General features: G+C 52.4%; 21 protein-coding genes, 1 tRNA gene and 1 pseudogene. 8 read left to right on the top strand and 15 right to left on the bottom strand.

The annotated features are described in order from the left end of the window. Positions 1-24 precede the first annotated feature (24 nt). On the bottom strand, positions 25-174 hold the full coding sequence (locus AC2FAJ_RS17745) for a hypothetical protein (RefSeq protein WP_485454367.1): 150 nt from the start codon (positions 172-174) through the stop codon (positions 25-27). A gap of 611 nt (positions 175-785) precedes the next feature. Between AC2FAJ_RS17745 and AC2FAJ_RS17750 the strand changes: the two genes are divergently transcribed. Together AC2FAJ_RS17750 and AC2FAJ_RS17755 are read left to right on the top strand one after the other, a co-directional pair. Next, positions 786-1496, top strand: coding sequence for a DUF4145 domain-containing protein (locus tag AC2FAJ_RS17750; protein WP_248113128.1), 711 nt, complete (start codon positions 786-788; stop codon positions 1494-1496). A 407-nt stretch (positions 1497-1903) separates the two neighbouring features. Beyond that, a complete protein-coding gene (locus AC2FAJ_RS17755) occupies positions 1904-2362 on the top strand; it encodes a hypothetical protein (protein WP_485454368.1) in 459 nt (152 codons plus the stop codon). Between the two features lie 303 nt (positions 2363-2665). Here AC2FAJ_RS17755 and AC2FAJ_RS17760 read toward each other — a convergent pair whose 3' ends face one another. Continuing rightward, positions 2666-2791, bottom strand: coding sequence for a hypothetical protein (locus AC2FAJ_RS17760; protein ID WP_255320002.1), 126 nt, complete (start codon positions 2789-2791; stop codon positions 2666-2668). 694 nt (positions 2792-3485) lie between these two features. Further along, a pseudogene (locus AC2FAJ_RS17765) lies at positions 3486-3631 on the bottom strand (ISNCY family transposase); the annotation flags it as partial. A gap of 469 nt (positions 3632-4100) precedes the next feature. On the opposite strand from AC2FAJ_RS17765, the gene AC2FAJ_RS17770 reads away from it, so the two are divergent. After that, on the top strand, positions 4101-4910 hold the full coding sequence (locus tag AC2FAJ_RS17770; protein WP_193359755.1) for a DUF4225 domain-containing protein: 810 nt from the start codon (positions 4101-4103) through the stop codon (positions 4908-4910). On the opposite strand, the gene AC2FAJ_RS17775 is transcribed toward AC2FAJ_RS17770, so the two are convergent. The 3 genes from AC2FAJ_RS17775 to actS form a co-directional block, all read right to left on the bottom strand. Continuing rightward, entirely contained in the window at positions 4907-5221 is a 315-nt protein-coding gene (locus AC2FAJ_RS17775) for a hypothetical protein (RefSeq protein ID WP_020882780.1), read from the bottom strand. The genes AC2FAJ_RS17770 and AC2FAJ_RS17775 overlap by 4 nt on opposite strands. A gap of 386 nt (positions 5222-5607) precedes the next feature. Next, positions 5608-5681: transfer RNA gene (locus tag AC2FAJ_RS17780), tRNA-Gly, on the bottom strand. 80 nt (positions 5682-5761) lie between these two features. Continuing rightward, a complete protein-coding gene (gene actS / locus AC2FAJ_RS17785) occupies positions 5762-6505 on the bottom strand; it encodes an amidase activator ActS (RefSeq protein ID WP_041908359.1) in 744 nt (247 codons plus the stop codon). A 163-nt stretch (positions 6506-6668) separates the two neighbouring features. Between actS and idi the strand changes: the two genes are divergently transcribed. Continuing rightward, complete coding sequence (gene idi / locus AC2FAJ_RS17790; protein ID WP_041908358.1) at positions 6669-7211, top strand: isopentenyl-diphosphate Delta-isomerase; 543 nt, start codon at positions 6669-6671, stop codon at positions 7209-7211. A gap of 38 nt (positions 7212-7249) precedes the next feature. Here idi and lysS read toward each other — a convergent pair whose 3' ends face one another. The 5 genes from lysS to xerD form a co-directional block, all read right to left on the bottom strand. Then, entirely contained in the window at positions 7250-8767 is a 1518-nt protein-coding gene (gene lysS, locus AC2FAJ_RS17795) for a lysine--tRNA ligase (RefSeq protein WP_014885130.1), read from the bottom strand. Between the two features lie 9 nt (positions 8768-8776). Continuing rightward, positions 8777-9875, bottom strand: a protein-coding gene (gene prfB, locus AC2FAJ_RS17800; RefSeq protein ID WP_100170824.1) for a peptide chain release factor 2 whose coding sequence is annotated in 2 segments (ribosomal slippage) — positions 8777-9799 and positions 9801-9875 — 1098 coding nt in all. Because the reading frame shifts where the segments join, the coding sequence is not laid out codon by codon here. Between the two features lie 90 nt (positions 9876-9965). Further along, the gene (gene recJ / locus AC2FAJ_RS17805) at positions 9966-11699 is read right to left on the bottom strand and encodes a single-stranded-DNA-specific exonuclease RecJ (protein ID WP_041908356.1); all 1734 of its coding nucleotides are present in this window, start codon (positions 11697-11699) and stop codon (positions 9966-9968) included. A gap of 5 nt (positions 11700-11704) precedes the next feature. Continuing rightward, the gene (gene dsbC, locus AC2FAJ_RS17810) at positions 11705-12418 is read right to left on the bottom strand and encodes a bifunctional protein-disulfide isomerase/oxidoreductase DsbC (RefSeq protein ID WP_485454369.1); all 714 of its coding nucleotides are present in this window, start codon (positions 12416-12418) and stop codon (positions 11705-11707) included. A 28-nt stretch (positions 12419-12446) separates the two neighbouring features. Beyond that, positions 12447-13343 (bottom strand): site-specific tyrosine recombinase XerD, encoded by an 897-nt coding sequence (gene xerD / locus AC2FAJ_RS17815; protein WP_028014320.1) that lies wholly within the window; start codon positions 13341-13343, stop codon positions 12447-12449. A gap of 101 nt (positions 13344-13444) precedes the next feature. Here xerD and fldB point away from each other — a divergent pair, with 101 nt between their 5' ends. Then, positions 13445-13966, top strand: a complete 522-nt coding sequence (gene fldB / locus AC2FAJ_RS17820) for a flavodoxin FldB (protein ID WP_041908355.1) — start codon at positions 13445-13447, stop codon at positions 13964-13966. A gap of 6 nt (positions 13967-13972) precedes the next feature. Here fldB and AC2FAJ_RS17825 read toward each other — a convergent pair whose 3' ends face one another. Further along, the gene (locus AC2FAJ_RS17825) at positions 13973-14383 is read right to left on the bottom strand and encodes a protein YgfX (protein ID WP_028014322.1); all 411 of its coding nucleotides are present in this window, start codon (positions 14381-14383) and stop codon (positions 13973-13975) included. Continuing rightward, a complete protein-coding gene (sdhE, locus tag AC2FAJ_RS17830; RefSeq protein WP_010435322.1) occupies positions 14364-14630 on the bottom strand; it encodes an FAD assembly factor SdhE in 267 nt (88 codons plus the stop codon). The genes AC2FAJ_RS17825 and sdhE overlap by 20 nt, the downstream gene beginning before the upstream one ends. 294 nt (positions 14631-14924) lie before the next feature. Here sdhE and ygfZ point away from each other — a divergent pair, with 294 nt between their 5' ends. After that, the gene (ygfZ, locus tag AC2FAJ_RS17835) at positions 14925-15905 is read left to right on the top strand and encodes a tRNA-modifying protein YgfZ (protein WP_028014323.1); all 981 of its coding nucleotides are present in this window, start codon (positions 14925-14927) and stop codon (positions 15903-15905) included. An 87-nt stretch (positions 15906-15992) separates the two neighbouring features. Here ygfZ and trhA read toward each other — a convergent pair whose 3' ends face one another. Further along, entirely contained in the window at positions 15993-16652 is a 660-nt protein-coding gene (gene trhA / locus AC2FAJ_RS17840) for a PAQR family membrane homeostasis protein TrhA (RefSeq protein WP_023331242.1), read from the bottom strand. 265 nt (positions 16653-16917) lie between these two features. On the opposite strand from trhA, the gene AC2FAJ_RS17845 reads away from it, so the two are divergent. Together AC2FAJ_RS17845 and bglA are read left to right on the top strand one after the other, a co-directional pair. Continuing rightward, the gene (locus AC2FAJ_RS17845; RefSeq protein ID WP_028014325.1) at positions 16918-17649 is read left to right on the top strand and encodes a MurR/RpiR family transcriptional regulator; all 732 of its coding nucleotides are present in this window, start codon (positions 16918-16920) and stop codon (positions 17647-17649) included. A gap of 116 nt (positions 17650-17765) precedes the next feature. Next, the gene (bglA, locus tag AC2FAJ_RS17850; RefSeq protein ID WP_028014326.1) at positions 17766-19199 is read left to right on the top strand and encodes a 6-phospho-beta-glucosidase BglA; all 1434 of its coding nucleotides are present in this window, start codon (positions 17766-17768) and stop codon (positions 19197-19199) included. Between the two features lie 51 nt (positions 19200-19250). Here bglA and AC2FAJ_RS17855 read toward each other — a convergent pair whose 3' ends face one another. Beyond that, positions 19251-19994 carry an SDR family oxidoreductase gene (locus AC2FAJ_RS17855; protein WP_309257504.1) on the bottom strand — a complete coding sequence of 248 codons (744 nt, stop codon included), beginning with the start codon at positions 19992-19994 and terminating at the stop codon, positions 19251-19253. Positions 19995-20037 lie beyond the last annotated feature (43 nt).

A 20037-nucleotide genomic window follows, 5' to 3' on the forward strand; every position in this document is an offset into this window, starting at 1 on the left:
GCTAAGGAACGAGGCCATGGTCTGTCAACTACGGGCGGAGTTGAGGGAAAGCAGGTAGGCCCGGGCAGGATTAACCGGGCCTTTACCTCCGTGCAGCATCGGCATGAAATTCTCATTGGGCAGAATGACAACTGGCGACAGGTTAAGCTCCGGAGCATCAGATATCAGGGGCATTCAGGGCCCCGTCCGGGGCGGAAGTCCTCCGGCGCGCTGCGTGAAATACCGAGGTAAATGATACCGAAAAGCGTACCGCAGAGTGTCTACTTTTCAAAGGTACATTTTAATAAGTAGAATCGTAAAATAAAAAATACATAACTGAAATGGGTCAAATCTGATGTGGTTTTAAATTACGCAGTGAAAGAACGAAGCATTTATAAAGTAACTGAATCGTTATGCTGAAGGTATAGCTCTGCGTGTTTTCTAACAAGAACCGCTGGGTTCACCGACCTCTTGATTTGCAGCAGGGGCAAATTCTTTCTTTTCGGGGCCGCTTTAACGGATATCGTCATACTCAGGCTCGTCCTGAGCTAATCGGGACCTTTTATCGTGACCTCCGGCCCGTATATCCAGCCAAGCATGGGCTGCTTCGATACTGCAGCCCCCCCTCGAAACGTATCTCCTTGATATGCCGATCCTGAAGTGTTTGATTTGCTCGCTCTACTAAGATCCGGCACGGTGTCGGGTATTAAATACTATCCATCAGATGAGCAGTTTCAATCGATTTCATTGATAAATTTAGGGAAAAGATGTTTCATAGATGCACAAGTTAACTATGGAGAGTTCCAATGTCTTGGATATGTCCACACTGTGATACGGCTGCAATTGTCAATGATAAAGACATTGCAAAACATTCATTTCAGTTGAAATCAGGTGAACATCATTTCGAGTATACCACTATGGGTTTAACGTGCCCTAATCCCGAGTGTTCAAAAGCTACTATTTGGATGAGCAGGGAAAGATTAGCTTCTTTCGCTGGACAATTTTTACCTGCATCAGGCACAAAAATGACATGGTCTGTAATTCCATCAACTAATAAGGAACGGGCAAAGCCCTATCCGGATTATATTCCACCATCAGTGTTGGAGGATTACAAAGAAGCTTGTGCTATAAAGGATCTTTCACCAAAAGCTTCTGCAACTCTTTCAAGACGTTGTTTACAGGGCATAATACGTGACTTCTGGAGAATAGAGGCAGATACCCTCAATAAAGAGATCTTAGCTATCCAAGATAAGGTTGACCCAGTCGTCTGGGATGCAATAGACAGTGTCAGGAAAGTGGGTAACATCGGCGCTCATATGGAGAAAAACATAGACGTCATCGTTGATGTGAGTTCTGATGAAGCAGATTTGCTTATCGAAATGATTGAGATGTTAATTGAAGATTGGTATATCGCTCGGCATCGAAAACAAGAGAAGTTGAAGCGGATACAGGAGGTAGCTGCGGAAAAAGCAGCAGCGAGAAAGATCAAACCTAATGAAAAAGCCGATCATAGCTAGAGCTTATTGTTCTTTACAACAGCTGCATTAGTAGTTGATGCAACGGTTAAATCAATGGCACATGCAGGCTGCATGTGCATTGAGAACGGCTTAGTTGTAATAACTACATGACTAACTGCAAGCATCGACGGTGTGAGTGATTAAAAAAATGTAAGAAAACGATAATCAACCAGCATCTAATGCCCTTCCTGGTTTCATTAGCATCTCGTACTGTTCTGCAACCAATGAAAGCAACAGGTTTTCATTATCGCTGACTAAAAAAGCGAATTCATATCTCTCACAAGCGTCAATAAATCAAAAGATTAGAGCACGTTGGACCTTCTTGCCGGATCATAAAATAAGGCATTGTAAGTGCTTTATTAGTAAAATGAGTAAAATTTCAATTATTCAGAAATGGGATGAAACCTATGGCTAGCGAAAGACTTTTGATTCCGCAGGATGCTGATTACTTCCACGCCCTCGGTTTGGCAGCAGTCGCTTTTGCTCGTCTGGAATGGGATGCTGTTTGGTGCTGCGAAAGGCTTCAAAAAGGTTATATATCAACAATAGAACCCAAGAAAAAGACTGCGGGGTTCATTGCTAGAGATCTTGAGGCTTTATTCGGCCGAATTTCAGATCAATCATTTCGCCTAAAAGTAGAGCCTTTTGCTCAGGAGTTTATTGCTATCGTTCAGGATCGTAACGCACTTTTTCATGGCAAACCAGGAACGACAAAAGAATCTGAACAGAGGCTTTTCCGCTCAGGTACGCCTTGGTCAATTCAGGATGTTAATGACTTTGCTGACCGGTGCACGCGAGCCGGCACGCCCCTAAATGCGCTGCTTTACAACGAACTGAAAGAGGGCTGTGTTGTTCCTCTGGTCTAGTGCTCATTTTAATCAACTTCACATGACCGTGAGGAGGTTATTCGTAAACTGTAGGAGTGCCTGGCGTTCGTCAAAGAGAACGTTGAAACACATCATGAATTTGTATCTAGAAACGGGTTTCTTGCTGGCCTGGTTCGTCGCGAGCTATAAAAATGAGTCTAAGTCGAATCAAACTTACAAGTTAGAATAGTCACTACCAATAGACTGCATAATGCAGTCTATTGTCGTTTATGACCAAATGTTTGGCATAAAAAAAGCCGCCCCGAAGGAGCGGCTAAAAACTGTCTTAGACCGTTTTTGGGGTTACTTGGTCTGAGTAATAACGTTGACCTGGAAGGTATTACCGGAGATGTTAATCCCTGGGCCTTCTGAGGCAACGAACGACTGCAGAACAATGAGCAACACCACCGTTAAGATGGAATCTTTCATTTCTTCGCTCCTTGTGGGAGCTATGTGGCGCTGCTTAATTTGAGTTTCCCGCAATGCCAACGACAAGTAGTGTCAACTTACGAGTCTTCATAGCAGAGTTTATCGGGATCTCCGGCAAGCTCAACCAGGGGTTCCTAATCCCCGACCATTGACCGTGTATTTAGAGATCGGTTGGCGGCTCCCGCCGCCGGTAATTGTGTGTGGAAAAAGTCATCACTTGATCCAACCACATGATCAGATAGTTTATAAGCTCATTAGCTACATAACGTATCTATCAATTTACCAAGACCAATGGTCAAAACGTTTCTCATCAATACGTCTGCTCAGACAAAAAGATGACGGATTAAGAGTATAAAAAAATAATATCCTTAACAATAGATAGCGCAGATTAATCTGCTTCCACGCATAGTTTTATTGATAATTGGTGATTCTTCGTACACAATGAGGCTGTCAACTTACGAGTCTTTATGGCTTGCCCGTGCTGATCCTAACAGCCGGGGGAAGAAACCGCCTCCCCAAGGCGGTTTCTTTTCGTCTGCTCCCTCTCAGCACTATCTCTTCTTAACAATTAGATGCTTTGCTCATCACAGAACAATAATGGTGTCCTAATGAAAAAAGACGTTCAGCGCAGAGTTTAAACGCGAATCCGCTCCACTCTGTTGGGACAACTGCCCGATGGAATGTCTCTTCAGAAGTCTGAATAATGAGTCATTAAACTCTGTGTCTGATGTTCGGTCAGAGCAAGCTGATGAGAAGATCTTGACAGCGCATGCGTTTTTTAACAACTGATTGAATGATATTGATCCGACAGAGTTCTTTATCTGACATGGTCACAAGCATCCAGATATCTACATGGCCTGAGGATTGGATACTTTATGCCAGAAAATGTGACATCACTAAATGGGTTAAAAGTGACAACAGAATATTGCAGTCACAAAATTGGTGCGCATAACAAAGAATATCTTAAATAGCTGTACAATTAGTGAATAGATGCCCTTCAAAACATCAAGTTATCTCCCTTGCGTCAGCCCAAAGCAGCATTGTGTAACTGCACTGCTTGTTGCAGTGAGGCGTGTCGCTGAAGGCATCAAGTAGCGATATTTGGCGAAGAAAAGCGCTTTTCACCGAGGGCCTGGGCTGACGGTCTAGCAGATCACCAACAGAGCTGGGGATATTTTGAACAGGAGAATGTAAACTGGAAGGATAAAGCAACGGGCCCCCCACGGGGGCGGGTTGTGAAAATATTTTCTGTTGTCTTCGACCTTATTGCACGTAAAATGACCAGACACATTTTGGGAAGGAGTCTTTAATGGATATTGCGCTGCTCAACAGGGGCTGGAACAGAACATGGTCAGATACCATGGTGAATCTTGAAGCCCGGAAACTCGTCGAAACAGCAAATCGGCTGTCAGCATTCTATTTGCAGGATGGTCTTACACGAATCAAGTTTGTCGAAGAGATAAAACAGGTTGTAGATAAAGAATTTGAAACAGCACGACGAGCTAAAACCGATGAAGAATGCATTGCATGCATCAAAAATCTACGTGCCGAAACAGATAATCTACAAGAACAAGAACACCTGTTAAGAACCAGAGCCGCACAGCTTTACGCGAAAGTCGAATTTGTTAAGGAAAATAATAAAATCGTCGGTTATGTTATATCCGCTGTAAATGTGGTGCTATCAGGCGTGGTTCTCTTTGGTGGCTTTATGATGTTATCCACTATGGGGCCGATTGGTATGCTGGCTGGGGCAGTCCTGATTGCCGATGGAATGAACGGATTAACGAAAGAAGTGCTCAACTTTAATCAGCCAGCAGGACATAAACCCTCGCAAGGTATCATTGCTGACTCCGCGATGCATACCGCCCAGTTTATGGGATTTAATCCTAACACGGGCCTGGCTCTCTATAATGGTGTTACTCTTGGTGCCAGTGTGTACAGCATTGTGGGATTCGCTCGAAAAACTGGAGCCTGGAGATTATTCCGCTGGCTTCCACACGATTACTATCGCAAAGTCAGCACAATGAGCACTCCTAAACTAACAATGAAGATTGTCGGTTATGGTGTTAAAGCAAAAGTGATTTTCGATCTACTAACAACAGAAAATGGAACCAGTTAATCCTTGATAGTTTTTCGGTAACGCCAGGATTTATAGGAAATTACCGGCGGCTGCGCGAAGGACATAATGGCAACCCCAAAGATCATCGCCAGCCCCCATGCAAATGCTCTATCAGGTGAGCTGAAGACGATAAGTAGCAGTAGGATTAAGGCACACACAGCCACCACTCCCGCCAAGGTAACAAATCGCCTGGCAAGGTCATTTATGGCCTCTCCAAGCGTTCCTCCATATTTTTCAATATTGCTTTTTATCTTCTGCAATTCGGGCTGCGTAAACCCTGAACGTAACAAAGCTTCATCAGTCACTTTCATATCGTCTCGTCCCTTATCTTCCAGAAGTGCTTTCCCAATCGCTGATTGTGCTAGCAATCATACTGATGAACTTTACAGCAATCCACATGATGTTTGTGCAATGTATCAGATTTCAGACAATAGCAGCCAAAAGGCCGCACATCGGGCTTAAATGCGTATGATCAATCTGTTCGGGAGTTATGCCAGGTATGCGGCTTTTTGTTCGTTGTTGTGCTGTCGCGGTAAGAACCAGGAACCACCGCCAGCGTGATGATATGCTCTCTTGTACCACAGACCAATCACGCGACAGGTGCGGGCGTAGAGCAATGGGTAGTTTAAGTTGTACCTGCTAAAGCAGGGCTACGTAACTAACTGATAAGCTATAACTTATTGATTTATCAGGAGGTTGGAGCGGGCGAAGGGAATCGAACCCTCGTATAGAGCTTGGGAAGCTCTCGTTCTACCATTGAACTACGCCCGCTTTGAGGTGCGTAAGGCATTATAGACCTTACGCACCTTCATACAAGCCTCTTCACAACTAACCGGCGATTAAATAATCACTTAGCACTTCGGTTTGCTGCCGGGCGCAGGAAGATAGCGTTGCGGATCGATGGCCGTCGCCTTATAGCGGATCTGGAAGTGCAGCTTCACCGAATCGGTACCTGTACTGCCCATGGTGGCTATCTTCTGCCCCGCCTTCACGTTCTGCCCGTTGTTGACCAGCATCGTGTCGTTATGCGCGTAGGCGGTGATGTAATCTTCGCCATGCTTAATCATGATGAGGTTACCGTAGCCGCGCAGCTGGTTACCGACGTAAACCACCTTCCCTGCCCCGGAGGCATAAACCGGCGTACCGCGCGCAGCGGCGATATCAATACCCTTGTTGCCACCTTCAGAGAGTGAGTAAGGGGCGACCACTTTACCGCTGGCAGGCCAAATCCAGCAGCGCTGTCCAACCGGCGGCCATGACGATTGCGGTACCTGATAGGACGGCGTCACTTTGGCGGTTTTGCCTTTCGATGAGGATTTTTTGCCCGAGGACGAACTGCCGTTCACCTTGAGCTTTTGCCCCACTTCGATGGTGTACGGCGGAGAGATGTTATTCAGGCGCGCCAGATCCTTCACGCTGGTCCCCGTTGCGCGCGAAATCCGGTACAGCGTATCCCCGCGCTTAACGGTATAGACCGAACCGGAATAGCTACCCATATCCGACGATTTGCTTCCTGAACAGCCTGCCAGGAATAGCGTCAGCGTCAGGCAAAAGATGGCGATGATGGGATTTCTCGTCAGGCTTCCTGCAAACAAAACAGATCCTCGGTCAGCGTGAATGGCGCACTATGATACCAGCCCGGAGAGATATGGGTCAGCCCTTTTCCGCTCCTGGAAACAAACCGTTCGTATAAGATTGCCGTATAATGCTCCCTGTTGATGGTGCAGAACCATCCGCATCGTTGGCACTGGAGCATGAATGAGTATTCAAGAACACGTTATTTTGGTTAATGACCAGGGAATGGTGATTGGCACTCAGGAAAAATACGCCGCGCATACTGCCCAAACCCCGCTGCATCTGGCGTTCTCATCCTGGCTGTTTAACGCCGAAGGCGAGTGTCTGGTAACCCGACGCGCACTAAGTAAAAAAGCCTGGCCGGGCGTCTGGACGAACTCCGTCTGCGGTCACCCTCAATCTGGTGAACGGACGGAAGAGGCAATTATCCGTCGCTGCCGCGATGAGATTGGCGCAGAAATTACCGCGATTACGCCTGTCGCCTCAGAATTCCGCTACCGCGAAACGGATCCTTCCGGGATCGTGGAAAACGAGATTTGCCCGGTCTTCGCTGCCCGCGTCACCAGCGAACTGCGAATTAACCATGATGAAGTGATGGCATTTGAATGGGTGACGCTGGAATCGTTATTCCGCGCGCTGGACGCCGCCCCATGGAGCTTTAGCCCGTGGATGGTGCAGGAAGCAACGGTCGCGCGAGACGCGCTGAGAGCGTTCGCGGCGCAATAAAAAAGCCCCTTTCGGGGCTTTTTTAGCAACGTAACGCCTTATTTCACCGGGCGCATTGCCGGGAACAGGATCACGTCACGAATAGTGTGGCTGTTGGTGAACAGCATCACCATACGGTCGATACCAATACCCAGACCTGCGGTTGGCGGCAGGCCGTGCTCCAGCGCGGTCACATAGTCTTCGTCGAAGAACATCGCTTCGTCATCGCCTGCTGCTTTCGCGTCAACCTGATCCTGGAAACGCTGCGCCTGGTCTTCCGCATCGTTCAGCTCGCTAAAGCCGTTGCCGATTTCACGGCCGCCGATGAAGAATTCGAAACGGTCGGTGATTTCCGGGTTCTCGTCATTACGACGCGCCAGCGGAGAGACTTCCGCCGGGTATTCGGTAATGAAGGTCGGCTGAATCAGGTGCGCTTCTGCCACTTCTTCGAAGATCTCGGTCACGATACGGCCCAGACCCCAGCTCTTCTCAACCTTGATGCCGATGCTTTCAGCGATGGCCTTCGCAGAGTCGAAGTTATCCAGATCCGCCATGTTGGTTTCCGGACGGTATTTCTTGATCGCTTCGCGCATGGTCAGTTTTTCGAACGGCTTGCCGAAGTCGAAGACTTCTTCACCGTAAGGGACCTGCGTGGTGCCCAGAATATCCTGCGCCAGGGTACGGAACAGGGATTCGGTCAGCTCGATCAGATCTTTGTAGTCCGCGTACGCCATATAGAGTTCCATCATGGTGAACTCAGGGTTATGGCGAACGGAGATACCTTCGTTACGGAAGTTACGGTTGATTTCGAACACGCGGTCGAAACCACCGACTACCAGACGCTTCAGGTACAGTTCCGGCGCGATACGCAGGTACATGTCCAGGTCCAGGGCGTTGTGATGGGTGATGAACGGACGCGCAGACGCGCCGCCAGGGATCACCTGCATCATCGGGGTTTCCACTTCCATAAAGTCGCGGTTAACCATGAACTGGCGAATACCGGCCATGATCTGGGAGCGAATTTTGAAGGTCTTGCGGGATTCATCGTTAGAGATGAGATCCAGGTAACGCTGACGATAGCGCGCTTCCTGATCCTGCAGGCCGTGGAACTTGTCCGGCAGCGGGCGCAGGGCTTTGGTCAGCAGGCGCAGCTCGGTGCAGTGGATAGACAGTTCACCGGTTTTGGTTTTAAACAGTTTACCTTTCGCACCCAGGATATCGCCCAGGTCCCACTTTTTGAACTGCTCGTTGTAGATGCCTTCCGGCAGGTCGTCACGGGAAACGTACAGCTGAATACGGCCGCCGACGTCCTGCAAGGTCACGAAGGAGGCTTTACCCATGATACGGCGGGTCATCATACGGCCTGCAACGGCCACTTCGATGTTCAGCGCTTCCAGCTCTTCGTTCTCTTTACCGTCGAAGTCAGCGTGCAGTTGGTCTGAGGTGTGGTCACGACGAAAATCGTTCGGGAACGGCACGCCCTGCTCGCGCAGCGCTGCCAGCTTCTCGCGGCGGGTTTTCAGTTCGTTGTTAAGATCGACTACCGCGTCAGCGCCCTGTGCTTGTTGTTCAGACATGTTGGTTCCTCATAACCCTGCTTTCAAACTTGCTTCGATAAATTGGTCCAGGCTGCCGTCCAGCACCGCCTGCGTGTTGCGGGTTTCAACCCCGGTACGCAGGTCTTTGATGCGGGAGTCATCAAGGACGTAAGAACGGATCTGGCTGCCCCAACCGATGTCGGACTTGTTGTCTTCCATCGCCTGTTTCTCAGCATTTTTCTTCTGCATCTCCAGCTCATAAAGCTTCGCTTTCATCTGCTTCATGGCCTGGTCTTTGTTCTTATGCTGGGAACGGTCGTTCTGGCACTGTGTTACCAGCCCGGTTGGAATGTGGGTAATACGCACCGCAGATTCTGTACGGTTAACGTGCTGACCACCCGCACCGGACGCGCGGTAAACGTCAATACGCAGGTCCGCCGGGTTAATTTCGATATCGATATCTTCGTCAACTTCCGGGTAAACAAACGCGGAGCTGAAGGAGGTATGACGACGACCACCGGAGTCAAACGGGCTCTTACGCACCAGGCGGTGAACGCCGGTTTCGGTACGCAGCCAGCCGTAGGCGTAGTCGCCAATGATCTTGATAGTGACGGATTTAATACCGGCCACTTCACCTTCAGACTCTTCGATAATTTCGGTTTTGAAGCCGCGCGCTTCCGCCCAACGCAGATACATACGCGTCAGCATGCTGGCCCAGTCCTGCGCTTCGGTACCGCCAGAACCTGCCTGAATATCGAGATAGCAGTCAGCGCTGTCGTATTCGCCGGAGAACATGCGACGGAATTCCAGCTGTGCCAGCTTCTCTTCCAGCCCGTCGAGTTCTGCCACGGCTTCGTTAAAGGTTTCTTCGTCGTCGGCTTCGACGGCCAGCTCCAGCAAACCGGAAACATCTTCCAGCCCCTGAGCCATTTGATCCAACGTATCTACGATAGCTTCGAGAGAGGAACGCTCTTTACCCAGCGCCTGTGCGCGTTCAGGTTCGTTCCAGACGTCCGGCTGTTCCAGCTCGGCGTTTACTTCTTCAAGACGCTCTTTCTTGGCATCGTAGTCAAAGATACCCCCTAAGAACGTCAGAGCGCTCCGTGAGGTCCTGAATACGGTTTTTTACCGGATTAATTTCAAACATGGTCTGTTTTCTTTTATGGACTTGTCAAAATGCGGTGATAAGAGCGGGATTGTACCGAATCCACGCCCTTTTTTATAGAGATTACTGCCGCTAAATTGGCCAGATATTGTCGATGATGATCTGAAGGGTGCGGTTACCGCGAAACTCGTTGATATCCAGTTTGTACGCCAGCTCGACCTCGCGCACGCCGTTGTCCGGCCAGATGGAGGTGTCAACGTTGAAGGCGATGCCGTCCAGCAGCGGTCCGCCGCCCACCGGCTCAACCATCACTTTCAGGTGGCGTTCGCCGACGATACGCTGCTGCAGCAGGCGGAATCGCCCGTCGAACAGCGGTTCCGGGAACATTTGCCCCCATGGACCGGCATCGCGCAGCATCTGCGCGACCTCCATCGTCATTTCGGAGACGGACAGCTCACCGTCAGAGACCACTTCGCCCTGCAGCAGCGCCGGGTCAATCCACTCGGTGACCAGCTCGCCAAACAGGCGCTGGAACTCGTCGAACTTTGCCTCTTCCAGCGACAAGCCTGCCGCCATCGCGTGGCCGCCGAACTTTATCATCAGACCCGGGTAAAGCGTATCCAGACGCTCCAGCGCATCGCGCATGTGCAGCCCCTGAATCGAACGGCCAGAGCCTTTCAGCGTGCCGTCACCCGCAGGCGCAAACGCGATCACCGGACGGTGGAAGCGCTCTTTAATGCGCGACGCCAGGATGCCGACCACGCCCTGATGCCACTCGGGATGGTACATCGCCAGGCCGCCCGGCAGCGTATCGCCGCTGCGCTCCAGCTTTTCACACAGGGTCAGCGCTTCGGCCTGCATCCCCTGCTCGATCTCTTTACGGGTCTGGTTCAGGGCGTCCAGTTCGTTCGCCAGCACGCGCGCCTCGCCGATGTTGTCGCACAGCAGCAGCGCGACGCCAACGGACATATCGTCCAGCCTTCCGGCAGCGTTCAGACGCGGCCCGAGGGCAAAGCCCAGGTCGCTTGCCGCCAGCTTGAGCGGATCGCGGTTGGCAATCTCCAGCAGCGCCTTAATTCCGGGACGGCACTTGCCCGCGCGAATACGGCTTAAGCCCTGCCAGGTCAAAATGCGGTTATTGGCATCAAGAGGTACCACGTCCGCCACGGTGCCCAGCGCCACCAGGTCGAGGTATTCGGCCAGGTTTGGAACGGCAATGCCGCGGGATTCGAACCAGCCCTTATCGCGTAAGAGAGTACGCAACGCCAGCATCAGATAAAACGCCACGCCCACGCCGGCGAGGGATTTCGACGGGAAATCGCAGTCGCGCAGGTTGGGGTTAATAATCGCTTCTGCTGCGGGGAGCGTATCGCCGGGCAGGTGATGATCGGTGACCAGCACCGGGATCCCCAAAGCGTGAGCATGATCGACGCCCGCATGGGAGGAGATCCCGTTGTCGACGGTCATGATCATCTGCGCACCGCGGGCATGGGCCTGATCGACCACCTCCGGGCTGAGGCCATAGCCGTCTTCAAAGCGGTTCGGCACCAGATAGGTGACATTATCGCAGCCCAGCGCGCGCAGGCTGAGCACGCTCAGGGCGGTGCTGGTTGCGCCGTCGGCGTCGAAATCCCCTACCACCACAATGCGCGTTCCCTCACGCAGCGCGTTGTAGAGCATTTCGGTAGCTTTCTCGATACCGTTCAGCTGCTGCCAGGGCAGCATCCCTTTCACGCTGCGCTCAAGATCCTCTGCGCGGCGCACGCCGCGGCTGGCGTAGAGGCGCTTTAGCAGCGGCGGGAGATCGTCCGGTAAATCAACGTGTTCAACCGCCTCGCGGCGGCGCAATTTGATGGGGGCTTTCACGCGAATTATTTACCACCAAACTGTTTCTGGTGCGCGTCGAGAAACTCTTTCATCTCTTTCGGTTCCTGATAGCCCGGAACAACATAGCCGTTACTCAGGACAATCGCTGGCGTACCGCTCACGCCAAACTGCACGCCCAGCGCGTAGTGATTAGCAATGTCGATGTCGCAGGAGGCAGGCTTAACGTCTTTACCGTTCATCGCGTCATCAAACGCTTTGTTGCGGTCTTTGGCACACCAGATCGCTTTCATGTCCTGCTCTGGCTTGCTCTGTACGCCTGCGCGCGGGAAGGCCAGGTAACGCACGGTAATGCCCAGCGCGTTATAGTCTTTCATCTGTTCATGCAGCTTGTGGCAGTAGCCACAGGTGATGTCGGTGAAGACGGTAATCACATGTTTTTCCTGCGCCGCTTTATAGACGATCATCTCTTTTTCGAGCGCGTTCAGGTTTTTCATCAGCAGCTGGTTGGTGACGTTCACCGGCTGCGCGCCGCTCACGTCGTACAGCGGTCCCTGAATAAAGTGTTTGCCGTCTTCGGTGACGTACAGCACGCCGCTGTTGGTCAGTACGGTTTTCATACCGGCAACCGGCGCAGGCTGGATGTCGCTGCTGGTGACGCCAAGCTTAGCCAGAGACTGTTTGATGGCGGCGTCATCCGCATGGGCGAAGCCGGTAAATGAGGCTGCCAGCAGGGTGAACAGCACGAAAGACTTTTTCATAATTGATCCTGTTACAATTTGTCGGCACTCACGCACGAGGGTGGTGCTGTTGGTGTAGCTGCCGCAGGCGTTCCGTCGCGACATGGGTGTAAATTTGCGTCGTTGAAAGATCGCTGTGTCCCAGCAGCATCTGCACCACGCGTAAATCTGCGCCGTGGTTTAACAGATGCGTCGCGAAGGCGTGACGCAATACGTGCGGCGAAAGCTTTTCACTGTCGATACCCGCCAGTGTGGCGTAATGCTTGATGCGATGCCAGAACGTTTGTCGCGTCATCTGCTGCGCGCGCTGGCTCGGAAACAGGACGTCGATAGACGCACCATTGAGCAGCCAGGGGCGGCCATGCTCAAGATACGTCTCCAGCCAGTAAACCGCCTCTTCTCCCAGCGGAACCAGCCTTTCCTTGTTTCCTTTACCGATGACGCGCACCACGCCCTGACGCAGGCTGATGTCGCTCATTGTCAGGCCAACCAGTTCCGAAACGCGCAAGCCGGTAGCATACAATAGCTCAAGCATGGCTTTATCGCGTAACTCCAGCGGCAGGTCAACAGCCGGTGACTGTAATAATCTCTCAACTTGTGCTTCGCTGAGATCTTTCGGCAGCCGCTGCGGGAGTTTCGGGGACGCCAGCAGCGCGCTGGGATCGTCTTCGCGAATCTTCTCCCGATAAAGATGCTGGAAAAGCCGACGCATGGCGCTGAGCAAGCGTGCAGAGCTGGTGGCTTTGTACCCCCCTTCTACGCGTTCAGCGAGCAGCGCCTGCAGGTCGTCGCTTTGCGCGCTCGCAAGCGATAGCTCCCGACGCGCCAGCCACTCCACCAGCATGGTGAGATCGCGCCGGTAGGCACTGAGGGTATTCTCGGCCAGATTTTTCTCAAGCCACAGCGCGTCGAGAAACTGTTCAACGAGTGCGAGATCCTTTTCCACATCAGCCCCTTTGATTTTGCAGTAAGGCCATTATGCCTGATTGCGACCGGTTTCTGGTACACTACGCGCAAAGTCATAGCAAGAATTGAGATAGTTACGCGATGAATATTGGTCTGTTCTATGGTTCCAGCACCTGCTACACCGAAATGGCGGCGGAGAAAATTCGCGACATCATTGGCCCGGAACTGGTGACGTTGCATAACCTGAAAGATGACTCGGTCGCCTTGATGGAGCAGTACGATGTGCTGATTCTGGGCATCCCAACCTGGGACTTTGGTGAGATACAGGAAGACTGGGAAGCCATCTGGGATCAGCTCGATTCTGTCAATTTCGACGGTAAAATTATTGCGATGTACGGCATGGGTGACCAGTTAGGCTACGGCGAATGGTTCCTGGACGCACTCGGCATGCTGCACGATAAGCTGGCACCAAAAGGGGCGGCGTTTATCGGCTACTGGCCAACCGAAGGGTATGAATTCACCAGTAAAAAGCCGATTATTGCTGACGGCGAGCTGTTTGTCGGGCTCGCGCTGGATGAAACCAATCAGTACGATCTCAGCGACGAGCGCCTGCAGGCCTGGTGCGAGCAGATCCTCGGCGAAATGGCAGAAAAATTCAGCTAACGCGCGTTACTCCTGCGTCGGCTGTTGCAGCAACATCCGGCGCAGATCCCGCCATTCTGATGCGTCCATACTGTCCGCCGCCAGCCACAGGTGCTGGCAACGTCCGCCCCCCACTTTGCGTAACCGTAGCATCATCCCGGCGTTAAGCATCCAGGGCACACCGAGAATATCCCACTCTTTTCCCTGCCAGCGTAGGCGGGAATCCATCAGCAGCTTGATCTCGCCCTGACGCGCGTTAATGCGACGCTGGCTGCGTACGCTGTCAAAAACAACAAACGAAAGTAATAGCAGCCACAGCGGCGTATAGCTGAGCGGCCACGGCATGAGTAAAACGATGGCCGCAACCAGCCCGTGGAGCAATAAAGACATCCACTGCGAGCGCCACGAGACGCGAAGATCAGATTGCCACAGGACCACGTTCCCGATTCCGTGTTTGAATTAATTGCACCATCCGTTGCAACTCGGTGTCGGCGGGTTTGCCGTGGTTCATCAGCCAGTTGAATAAATCCGGATCGTCAGACTCAAGCAGGCGAACAAACAGACGCTTATCATCATCGCTTAAGCTGTCGTACTCATATTCGAAGAAAGGCATGATGGAAATATCAAGTTCACGCATTCCGCGTCGGCATGCCCAGTGAATACGGGCCTTGTTGTTAATATCCATGTTCAGTTTCCTGCATTACGTTTGGCACAGTCGGTACCCCGTTTTCTGTTCTTAATTTCTCTACGGGGACACCAGCTAGTGTAACGTGTTTTTGACCGTTTCATTACTGGAATATTGCGTTTGACGAGCAGGCTTCCAGAATAATCCCTACATAGACAGCGGATTACACTATTTTGCGTAGCGCTACGCATAACCCGTTTATGGCACAAATGGTCTGCTGAAAGCGCTTGCAATGCCTGCAGGCTCTTTTACCATTAGGCATTATCAAAGCGTTAAGCAATTCAGGATACCGTTATGGCCTTTACACCATTTTCTCCTCGCCAGCCCGCCGCCTCTGCGCGTCTGCCGCTGACGCTTATTTCTCTTGATGACTGGGCGCTGGCAACCCTCTCCGGCGCCGACGCCGAAAAATACTTGCAGGGTCAGGTGACTGCGGATGTTGCGCAGTTGACTGAACACCAGCATCTGCTGGCCGCGCACTGCGATCCTAAGGGCAAAATGTGGAGCAACCTGCGTCTCTTCCGCCGTCAGGACGGTTTTGCCTTTATTGAGCGCCGCAGCCTGCGCGATGCGCAGCTCAAAGAACTGAAAAAATACGCGGTCTTTTCCAAAGTCACCATCGCCCCGGACGATGAACATGTTCTGCTGGGCGTGGCGGGCTTCCAGGCGCGTGCGGCGCTGAAAAACCTGTTTGCTGAGCTGCCGGATGCAGAAAAACAGGTGGTCAGCGAGGGCGCAACTTCCATCCTGTGGTTTGAACACCCGGCAGAGCGCTTCCTGTTAGTCACGGATGCCGCAACAGCCGAACGCGTGACCGAGGCGCTGCGCGGCGAAGCGCAGCTCAACAACAGCCAGCAGTGGCTGGCGCTGAACATCGAAGCGGGTCTGCCTGTAATTGACGCAGCCAACAGCGCGCAGTTTATTCCTCAGGCAACTAACCTGCAGGCGCTGGGGGGCATCAGCTTTAAAAAAGGCTGCTACACCGGTCAGGAAATGGTCGCGCGTGCAAAATTCCGTGGGGCAAACAAACGCGCGTTGTGGACACTGGCAGGCCATGCCAGCCGCGTACCGGAAGCAGGAGAAGACTTAGAACTGAAGATGGGCGACAACTGGCGCCGCACCGGTACCGTGTTAGCCGCAGTCCAGCTGGACGATGGCCGTCTTTTGGTACAGGCTGTAATGAACAACGACATGGAAGCGGACAGCGTGTTCCGCGTGCGCGACGACGCGAATACGTTGAGTATTGAGCCGTTACCGTATTCACTGGAAGAGTGATGCTCTATCGCCCGGTGGCGCTGCGCTTACCGGGCCTACGGGTGCAAATCCAGGTCGGGTAAGGCGAAGCCGCCACCCGACAACAAACTAAACCTGCCCCACGTACAAATAAATCGCCAAAAAGTGGCACACGCTGCCGCCCAGCACAAAGCCGTGCCAGATGGCATGGTTGTATGGGATGCGCTTGCAGACGTAGAAAATAACGCCCAGCGAGTACACTACGCCCCCCACTGCCAGCAACGTTACCCCGCCTACCGCCAGCTTAATCGCCAGCTGATACACCACAATCAGCGACAGCCAGCCCATCGTCAGATAGGTGACCAGCGACAACACTTTAAACCGGTGCGCAATGGTCAGCTTAAACAGGATCCCCAGCAGCGCCAGGCTCCAGATAACAATCATCAGGCCGCGCGACAGCGGTGAGTTTAGCCCCACCAGCAGGAAAGGCGTATAGGTACCCGCAATCAGCAGATAGATAGCGCAGTGGTCAAATTTCTTAAGCCATATTTTGGCCCGCTGATGCGGAATCGCGTGATAGAGCGTCGAGGCCAGGAACAGCAGGATCATACTTCCGCCATACAGGCTATAGCTGGTAATGGCCATCGCGCTGGCATTGGTATCCACCGCCTGTACCAGCAATAACACTAAACCGACAATCCCAAACACCAGGCCAATGCCGTGGCTGATGCTGTTGGCTACTTCCTCAGCCAGCGAATATCCCTGTGCGATTAATGGTCTGCTCGCCATACTAAACTCCGGGAAAACTAAAGATGATTATTCATCGCATGACTATGCTAACTGAGAATGATTCCAGTGAACACCTGTTAGCTAAAATAATTTTAAAGTAAATTTTTATAATAAAAATCAAAAACATAAACGAAAAACTCACCTGACATTTGTTCACATAAAAATTTAAGCGTTACTAATCAATGGCATAAAATTGGCTCCTGCCGTCTGGCTGCATGATATGATGGATAAATGAGGTCTGAATGAGAGTTTTGCCACTGTGAGTATGTTCACCCACTCCGCCATTGCCAGTCTCAATAACCTGGAAATGATGGTCTACAACTATGTCATCAAAAACCGGGACAAAGTGATGTACATGACCATCCGCGAGCTGGCGGATGCGGCCGGCGTCTCAACCACCACTATCCTGCGCTTTTGCCGCAAGCTCAACTGCGAAGGGTATTCTGAATTTCGCGTGCGCTTTAAGCTCTATCTTGAGCAGAACGAGCCCCAGCAGGCGAATTTCGGCGCCAGCGAAATTATCAGCTTCTTTAAAAGCGTGAATAATGAAGAGTTCGACGCGCTATTAAATGACGCGGTAAATATCATTTTGTCTTCCGAGCGAATTATATTTGTCGGGGCGGGCACGTCAGGCTCTTTGGCCAAATATGGCGCACGCTTCTTTTCAAATATTGGTAAATTCAGTAATCATATTGATGACCCTTATTTCCCGGTTACCAATGATATGGCGAAAAATGCGCTGGCGATTGTGCTCTCCGTCTCGGGCGAAACCGAGGAGATCCTGCGCTTCGCCAGCCAGTTCAGCCTGCATCACTGCAAGGTGCTCTCTATCACCAGCCACGAGCACTCGCGCCTGGCAAAACTGGCGGACTTTAATCTCTCCTGGCACGTTCCCCAGACGCGAATTGGCGGCGTCTACGATATCACCACGCAAATTCCCGTCATTTATATTCTGGAATCTCTCGGACGCAAGCTGGCGAAAAAACTGACGGAATAAAACACCCTGTTTTTTCGATGTGACAAATCACAATTTTCGCAAATTGTTATATCGTGACATTCAATTTCGCTTTGCTAGACTCAATGCCAATAAGCCATTTATTGAGAATAGCAGCGATGAAAAAAATAACCTTACCGAAAGATTTTTTATGGGGCGGCGCGGTTGCCGCTCATCAGGTTGAAGGCGGCTGGAACAAAGGCGGCAAAGGGCCAAGCATTTGCGACGTGCTGACCGGCGGTGCACACGGCGTGCCGCGCGAAATCACGCAGGAGGTGGTGCCGGGTAAATACTACCCCAACCACGAAGCCATCGACTTCCACGGCCACTATAAAGAAGACATCAAGCTATTTGCCGAGATGGGCTTCAAGTGTTTCCGTACCTCTATCGCCTGGACGCGCATCTTCCCGAAAGGTGACGAAACGCAGCCAAACGAAGAAGGGCTGAAGTTTTACGACGACATGTTCGATGAGCTGCTGAAGTACAACATCGAACCGGTGATCACCCTCTCCCACTTCGAAATGCCGCTGCACCTGGTGCAGGAGTATGGTAGCTGGACCAACCGCAAAGTGGTCGATTTCTTTGTGCGCTTCGCGGAAGTGGTGTTTGAGCGCTACAAGCACAAGGTCAAATACTGGATGACCTTCAACGAAATCAACAACCAGCGCAACTGGCGCGCCCCGCTGTTCGGCTACTGCTGCTCGGGCGTGGTCTACACCGAACATGACAACCCGGAAGAGACCATGTACCAGGTGCTGCACCACCAGTTTGTGGCCAGCGCCCTGGCGGTGAAAGCCGCGCGCCGCATCAACCCGGAGATGAAAGTCGGCTGCATGCTGGCGATGGTGGCGCTCTATCCGTTCTCCTGCAAGCCGGAAGACGTGATGTTCGCCCAGGAATCCATGCGCGAGCGCTATGTCTTTACCGACGTCCAGCTGCGTGGTTACTACCCGTCCTACGTGCTGAACGAGTGGGAGCGCCGCGGCTTTTCCATCAAAATGGAGGCGGGCGACGAGCAGATCCTGCGTGAAGGTACCTGCGACTACTTAGGCTTCAGCTACTACATGACCAATGCGGTGAAGGCGGAAGGCGGCACAGGTGACGCCATTTCCGGCTTCGAAGGCAGCGTACCGAACCCGCACGTGAAGGCGTCCGACTGGGGCTGGCAGATTGACCCGGTGGGCCTGCGCTATTCCCTGTGCGAACTGTACGAGCGTTATCAGAAACCGCTGTTTATCGTTGAGAACGGGTTCGGTGCCTACGACAAGGTGGAAGAAGACGGCAGCATCAACGATGACTATCGCATCGACTACCTGCGTGCCCACGTGGAAGAGATGATCAAAGCCGTCACGCACGATGGCGTGGATCTGATGGGCTATACGCCGTGGGGCTGCATCGACTGCGTGTCGTTCACCACCGGTCAGTACAGCAAGCGCTACGGCTTTATCTACGTCAACAAGCACGACGATGGCACGGGCGACATGTCGCGCTCCCGTAAGAAGAGCTTCGAGTGGTATAAAGGCGTGATTGCCAGCAACGGCGAGAAACTTTAACGCCGGGCGCAGTTCCCTCTCCCCTTTGGGGAGAGGGTTAGGATGAGGGGTTTACTTCCCGCCAGCCAGCTCGATAAAACTGCCCGTCACGTAAGACGCCTTCTCGCTCAGCAGCCAGACAATCGCCTGCGCCACCTCTTCCGGCTGGCCGCCGCGCTGCATCGGCAGTAACGATTTCACGCGATCCACTCGCCCCGGCTCTCCGCCGGAAGCATGGATATCGGTATAAATCAGCCCAGGCCGCACGCAGTTCACGCGAATGCCCTGCGCCGCCACCTCCAGCGATAGCCCGGTTGTCAGCGAATCTACCGCGCCTTTAGAAGCAGCGTAATCGACATATTCACCCGGCGCGCCCAGACGAGACGCAGCGGAAGAGACATTCACAATCGCCCCGCCCTTGCCGCAATGCTTGGTGGACATGCGTTTCACCGCTTCACGACAGCAGAGAAAGTAGCCCGTGACGTTGGTCGCCAGCACGCGGTTAATGCGCTCTGCGGACAGATTCTCAATGGTGGATTGCTCAAACAGAATGCCTGCATTATTGACCAGCGCGCGAAGCGGCTCACCTTCACGATCGATGCTGTCAAACATCGCCAGCACCTGAGCTTCATCGCTGATGTCCGCACGCACGGCAAACGCTTTACCGCCGGCCTCAACGATCTGATTGATAACGTCCGTCGCGGCTTTAATGTTGTGGTGATAGTTCACCGCCACGGTGTAGCCTTCACGTGCCAGCTGCAGCGCGGTGGCTTTCCCAATGCCCCGGCTCGCGCCGGTGACCAGTGCAATTGCCATTCACAACCTCCAGATAAAAAAAAGCCGGGTGGCGCTTACGCTT

Source organism: Enterobacter cloacae complex sp. 385G4, assembly GCF_057320665.1.

Excerpts from the sequence above, each read along its gene's own strand:
- AC2FAJ_RS17745 (WP_485454367.1), bottom strand. The coding sequence starts at position 174 with ATGCCCCTGATATCTGATGCTCCGGAGCTTAACCTGTCGCCAGTTGTC.
- AC2FAJ_RS17750 (WP_248113128.1), top strand. The coding sequence starts at position 786 with ATGTCTTGGATATGTCCACACTGTGATACGGCTGCAATTGTCAATGAT.
- AC2FAJ_RS17755 (WP_485454368.1), top strand. The coding sequence starts at position 1,904 with ATGGCTAGCGAAAGACTTTTGATTCCGCAGGATGCTGATTACTTCCAC.
- AC2FAJ_RS17760 (WP_255320002.1), bottom strand. The coding sequence starts at position 2,791 with ATGAAAGATTCCATCTTAACGGTGGTGTTGCTCATTGTTCTGCAGTCG.
- AC2FAJ_RS17770 (WP_193359755.1), top strand. The coding sequence starts at position 4,101 with ATGGATATTGCGCTGCTCAACAGGGGCTGGAACAGAACATGGTCAGAT.
- AC2FAJ_RS17775 (WP_020882780.1), bottom strand. The coding sequence starts at position 5,221 with ATGAAAGTGACTGATGAAGCTTTGTTACGTTCAGGGTTTACGCAGCCC.
- idi (WP_041908358.1), top strand. The coding sequence starts at position 6,669 with ATGAGTATTCAAGAACACGTTATTTTGGTTAATGACCAGGGAATGGTG.
- lysS (WP_014885130.1), bottom strand. The coding sequence starts at position 8,767 with ATGTCTGAACAACAAGCACAGGGCGCTGACGCGGTAGTCGATCTTAAC.
- dsbC (WP_485454369.1), bottom strand. The coding sequence starts at position 12,418 with ATGAAAAAGTCTTTCGTGCTGTTCACCCTGCTGGCAGCCTCATTTACC.
- fldB (WP_041908355.1), top strand. The coding sequence starts at position 13,445 with ATGAATATTGGTCTGTTCTATGGTTCCAGCACCTGCTACACCGAAATG.
- sdhE (WP_010435322.1), bottom strand. The coding sequence starts at position 14,630 with ATGGATATTAACAACAAGGCCCGTATTCACTGGGCATGCCGACGCGGA.
- ygfZ (WP_028014323.1), top strand. The coding sequence starts at position 14,925 with ATGGCCTTTACACCATTTTCTCCTCGCCAGCCCGCCGCCTCTGCGCGT.
- trhA (WP_023331242.1), bottom strand. The coding sequence starts at position 16,652 with ATGGCGAGCAGACCATTAATCGCACAGGGATATTCGCTGGCTGAGGAA.
- AC2FAJ_RS17845 (WP_028014325.1), top strand. The coding sequence starts at position 16,918 with ATGTTCACCCACTCCGCCATTGCCAGTCTCAATAACCTGGAAATGATG.
- bglA (WP_028014326.1), top strand. The coding sequence starts at position 17,766 with ATGAAAAAAATAACCTTACCGAAAGATTTTTTATGGGGCGGCGCGGTT.
- AC2FAJ_RS17855 (WP_309257504.1), bottom strand. The coding sequence starts at position 19,994 with ATGGCAATTGCACTGGTCACCGGCGCGAGCCGGGGCATTGGGAAAGCC.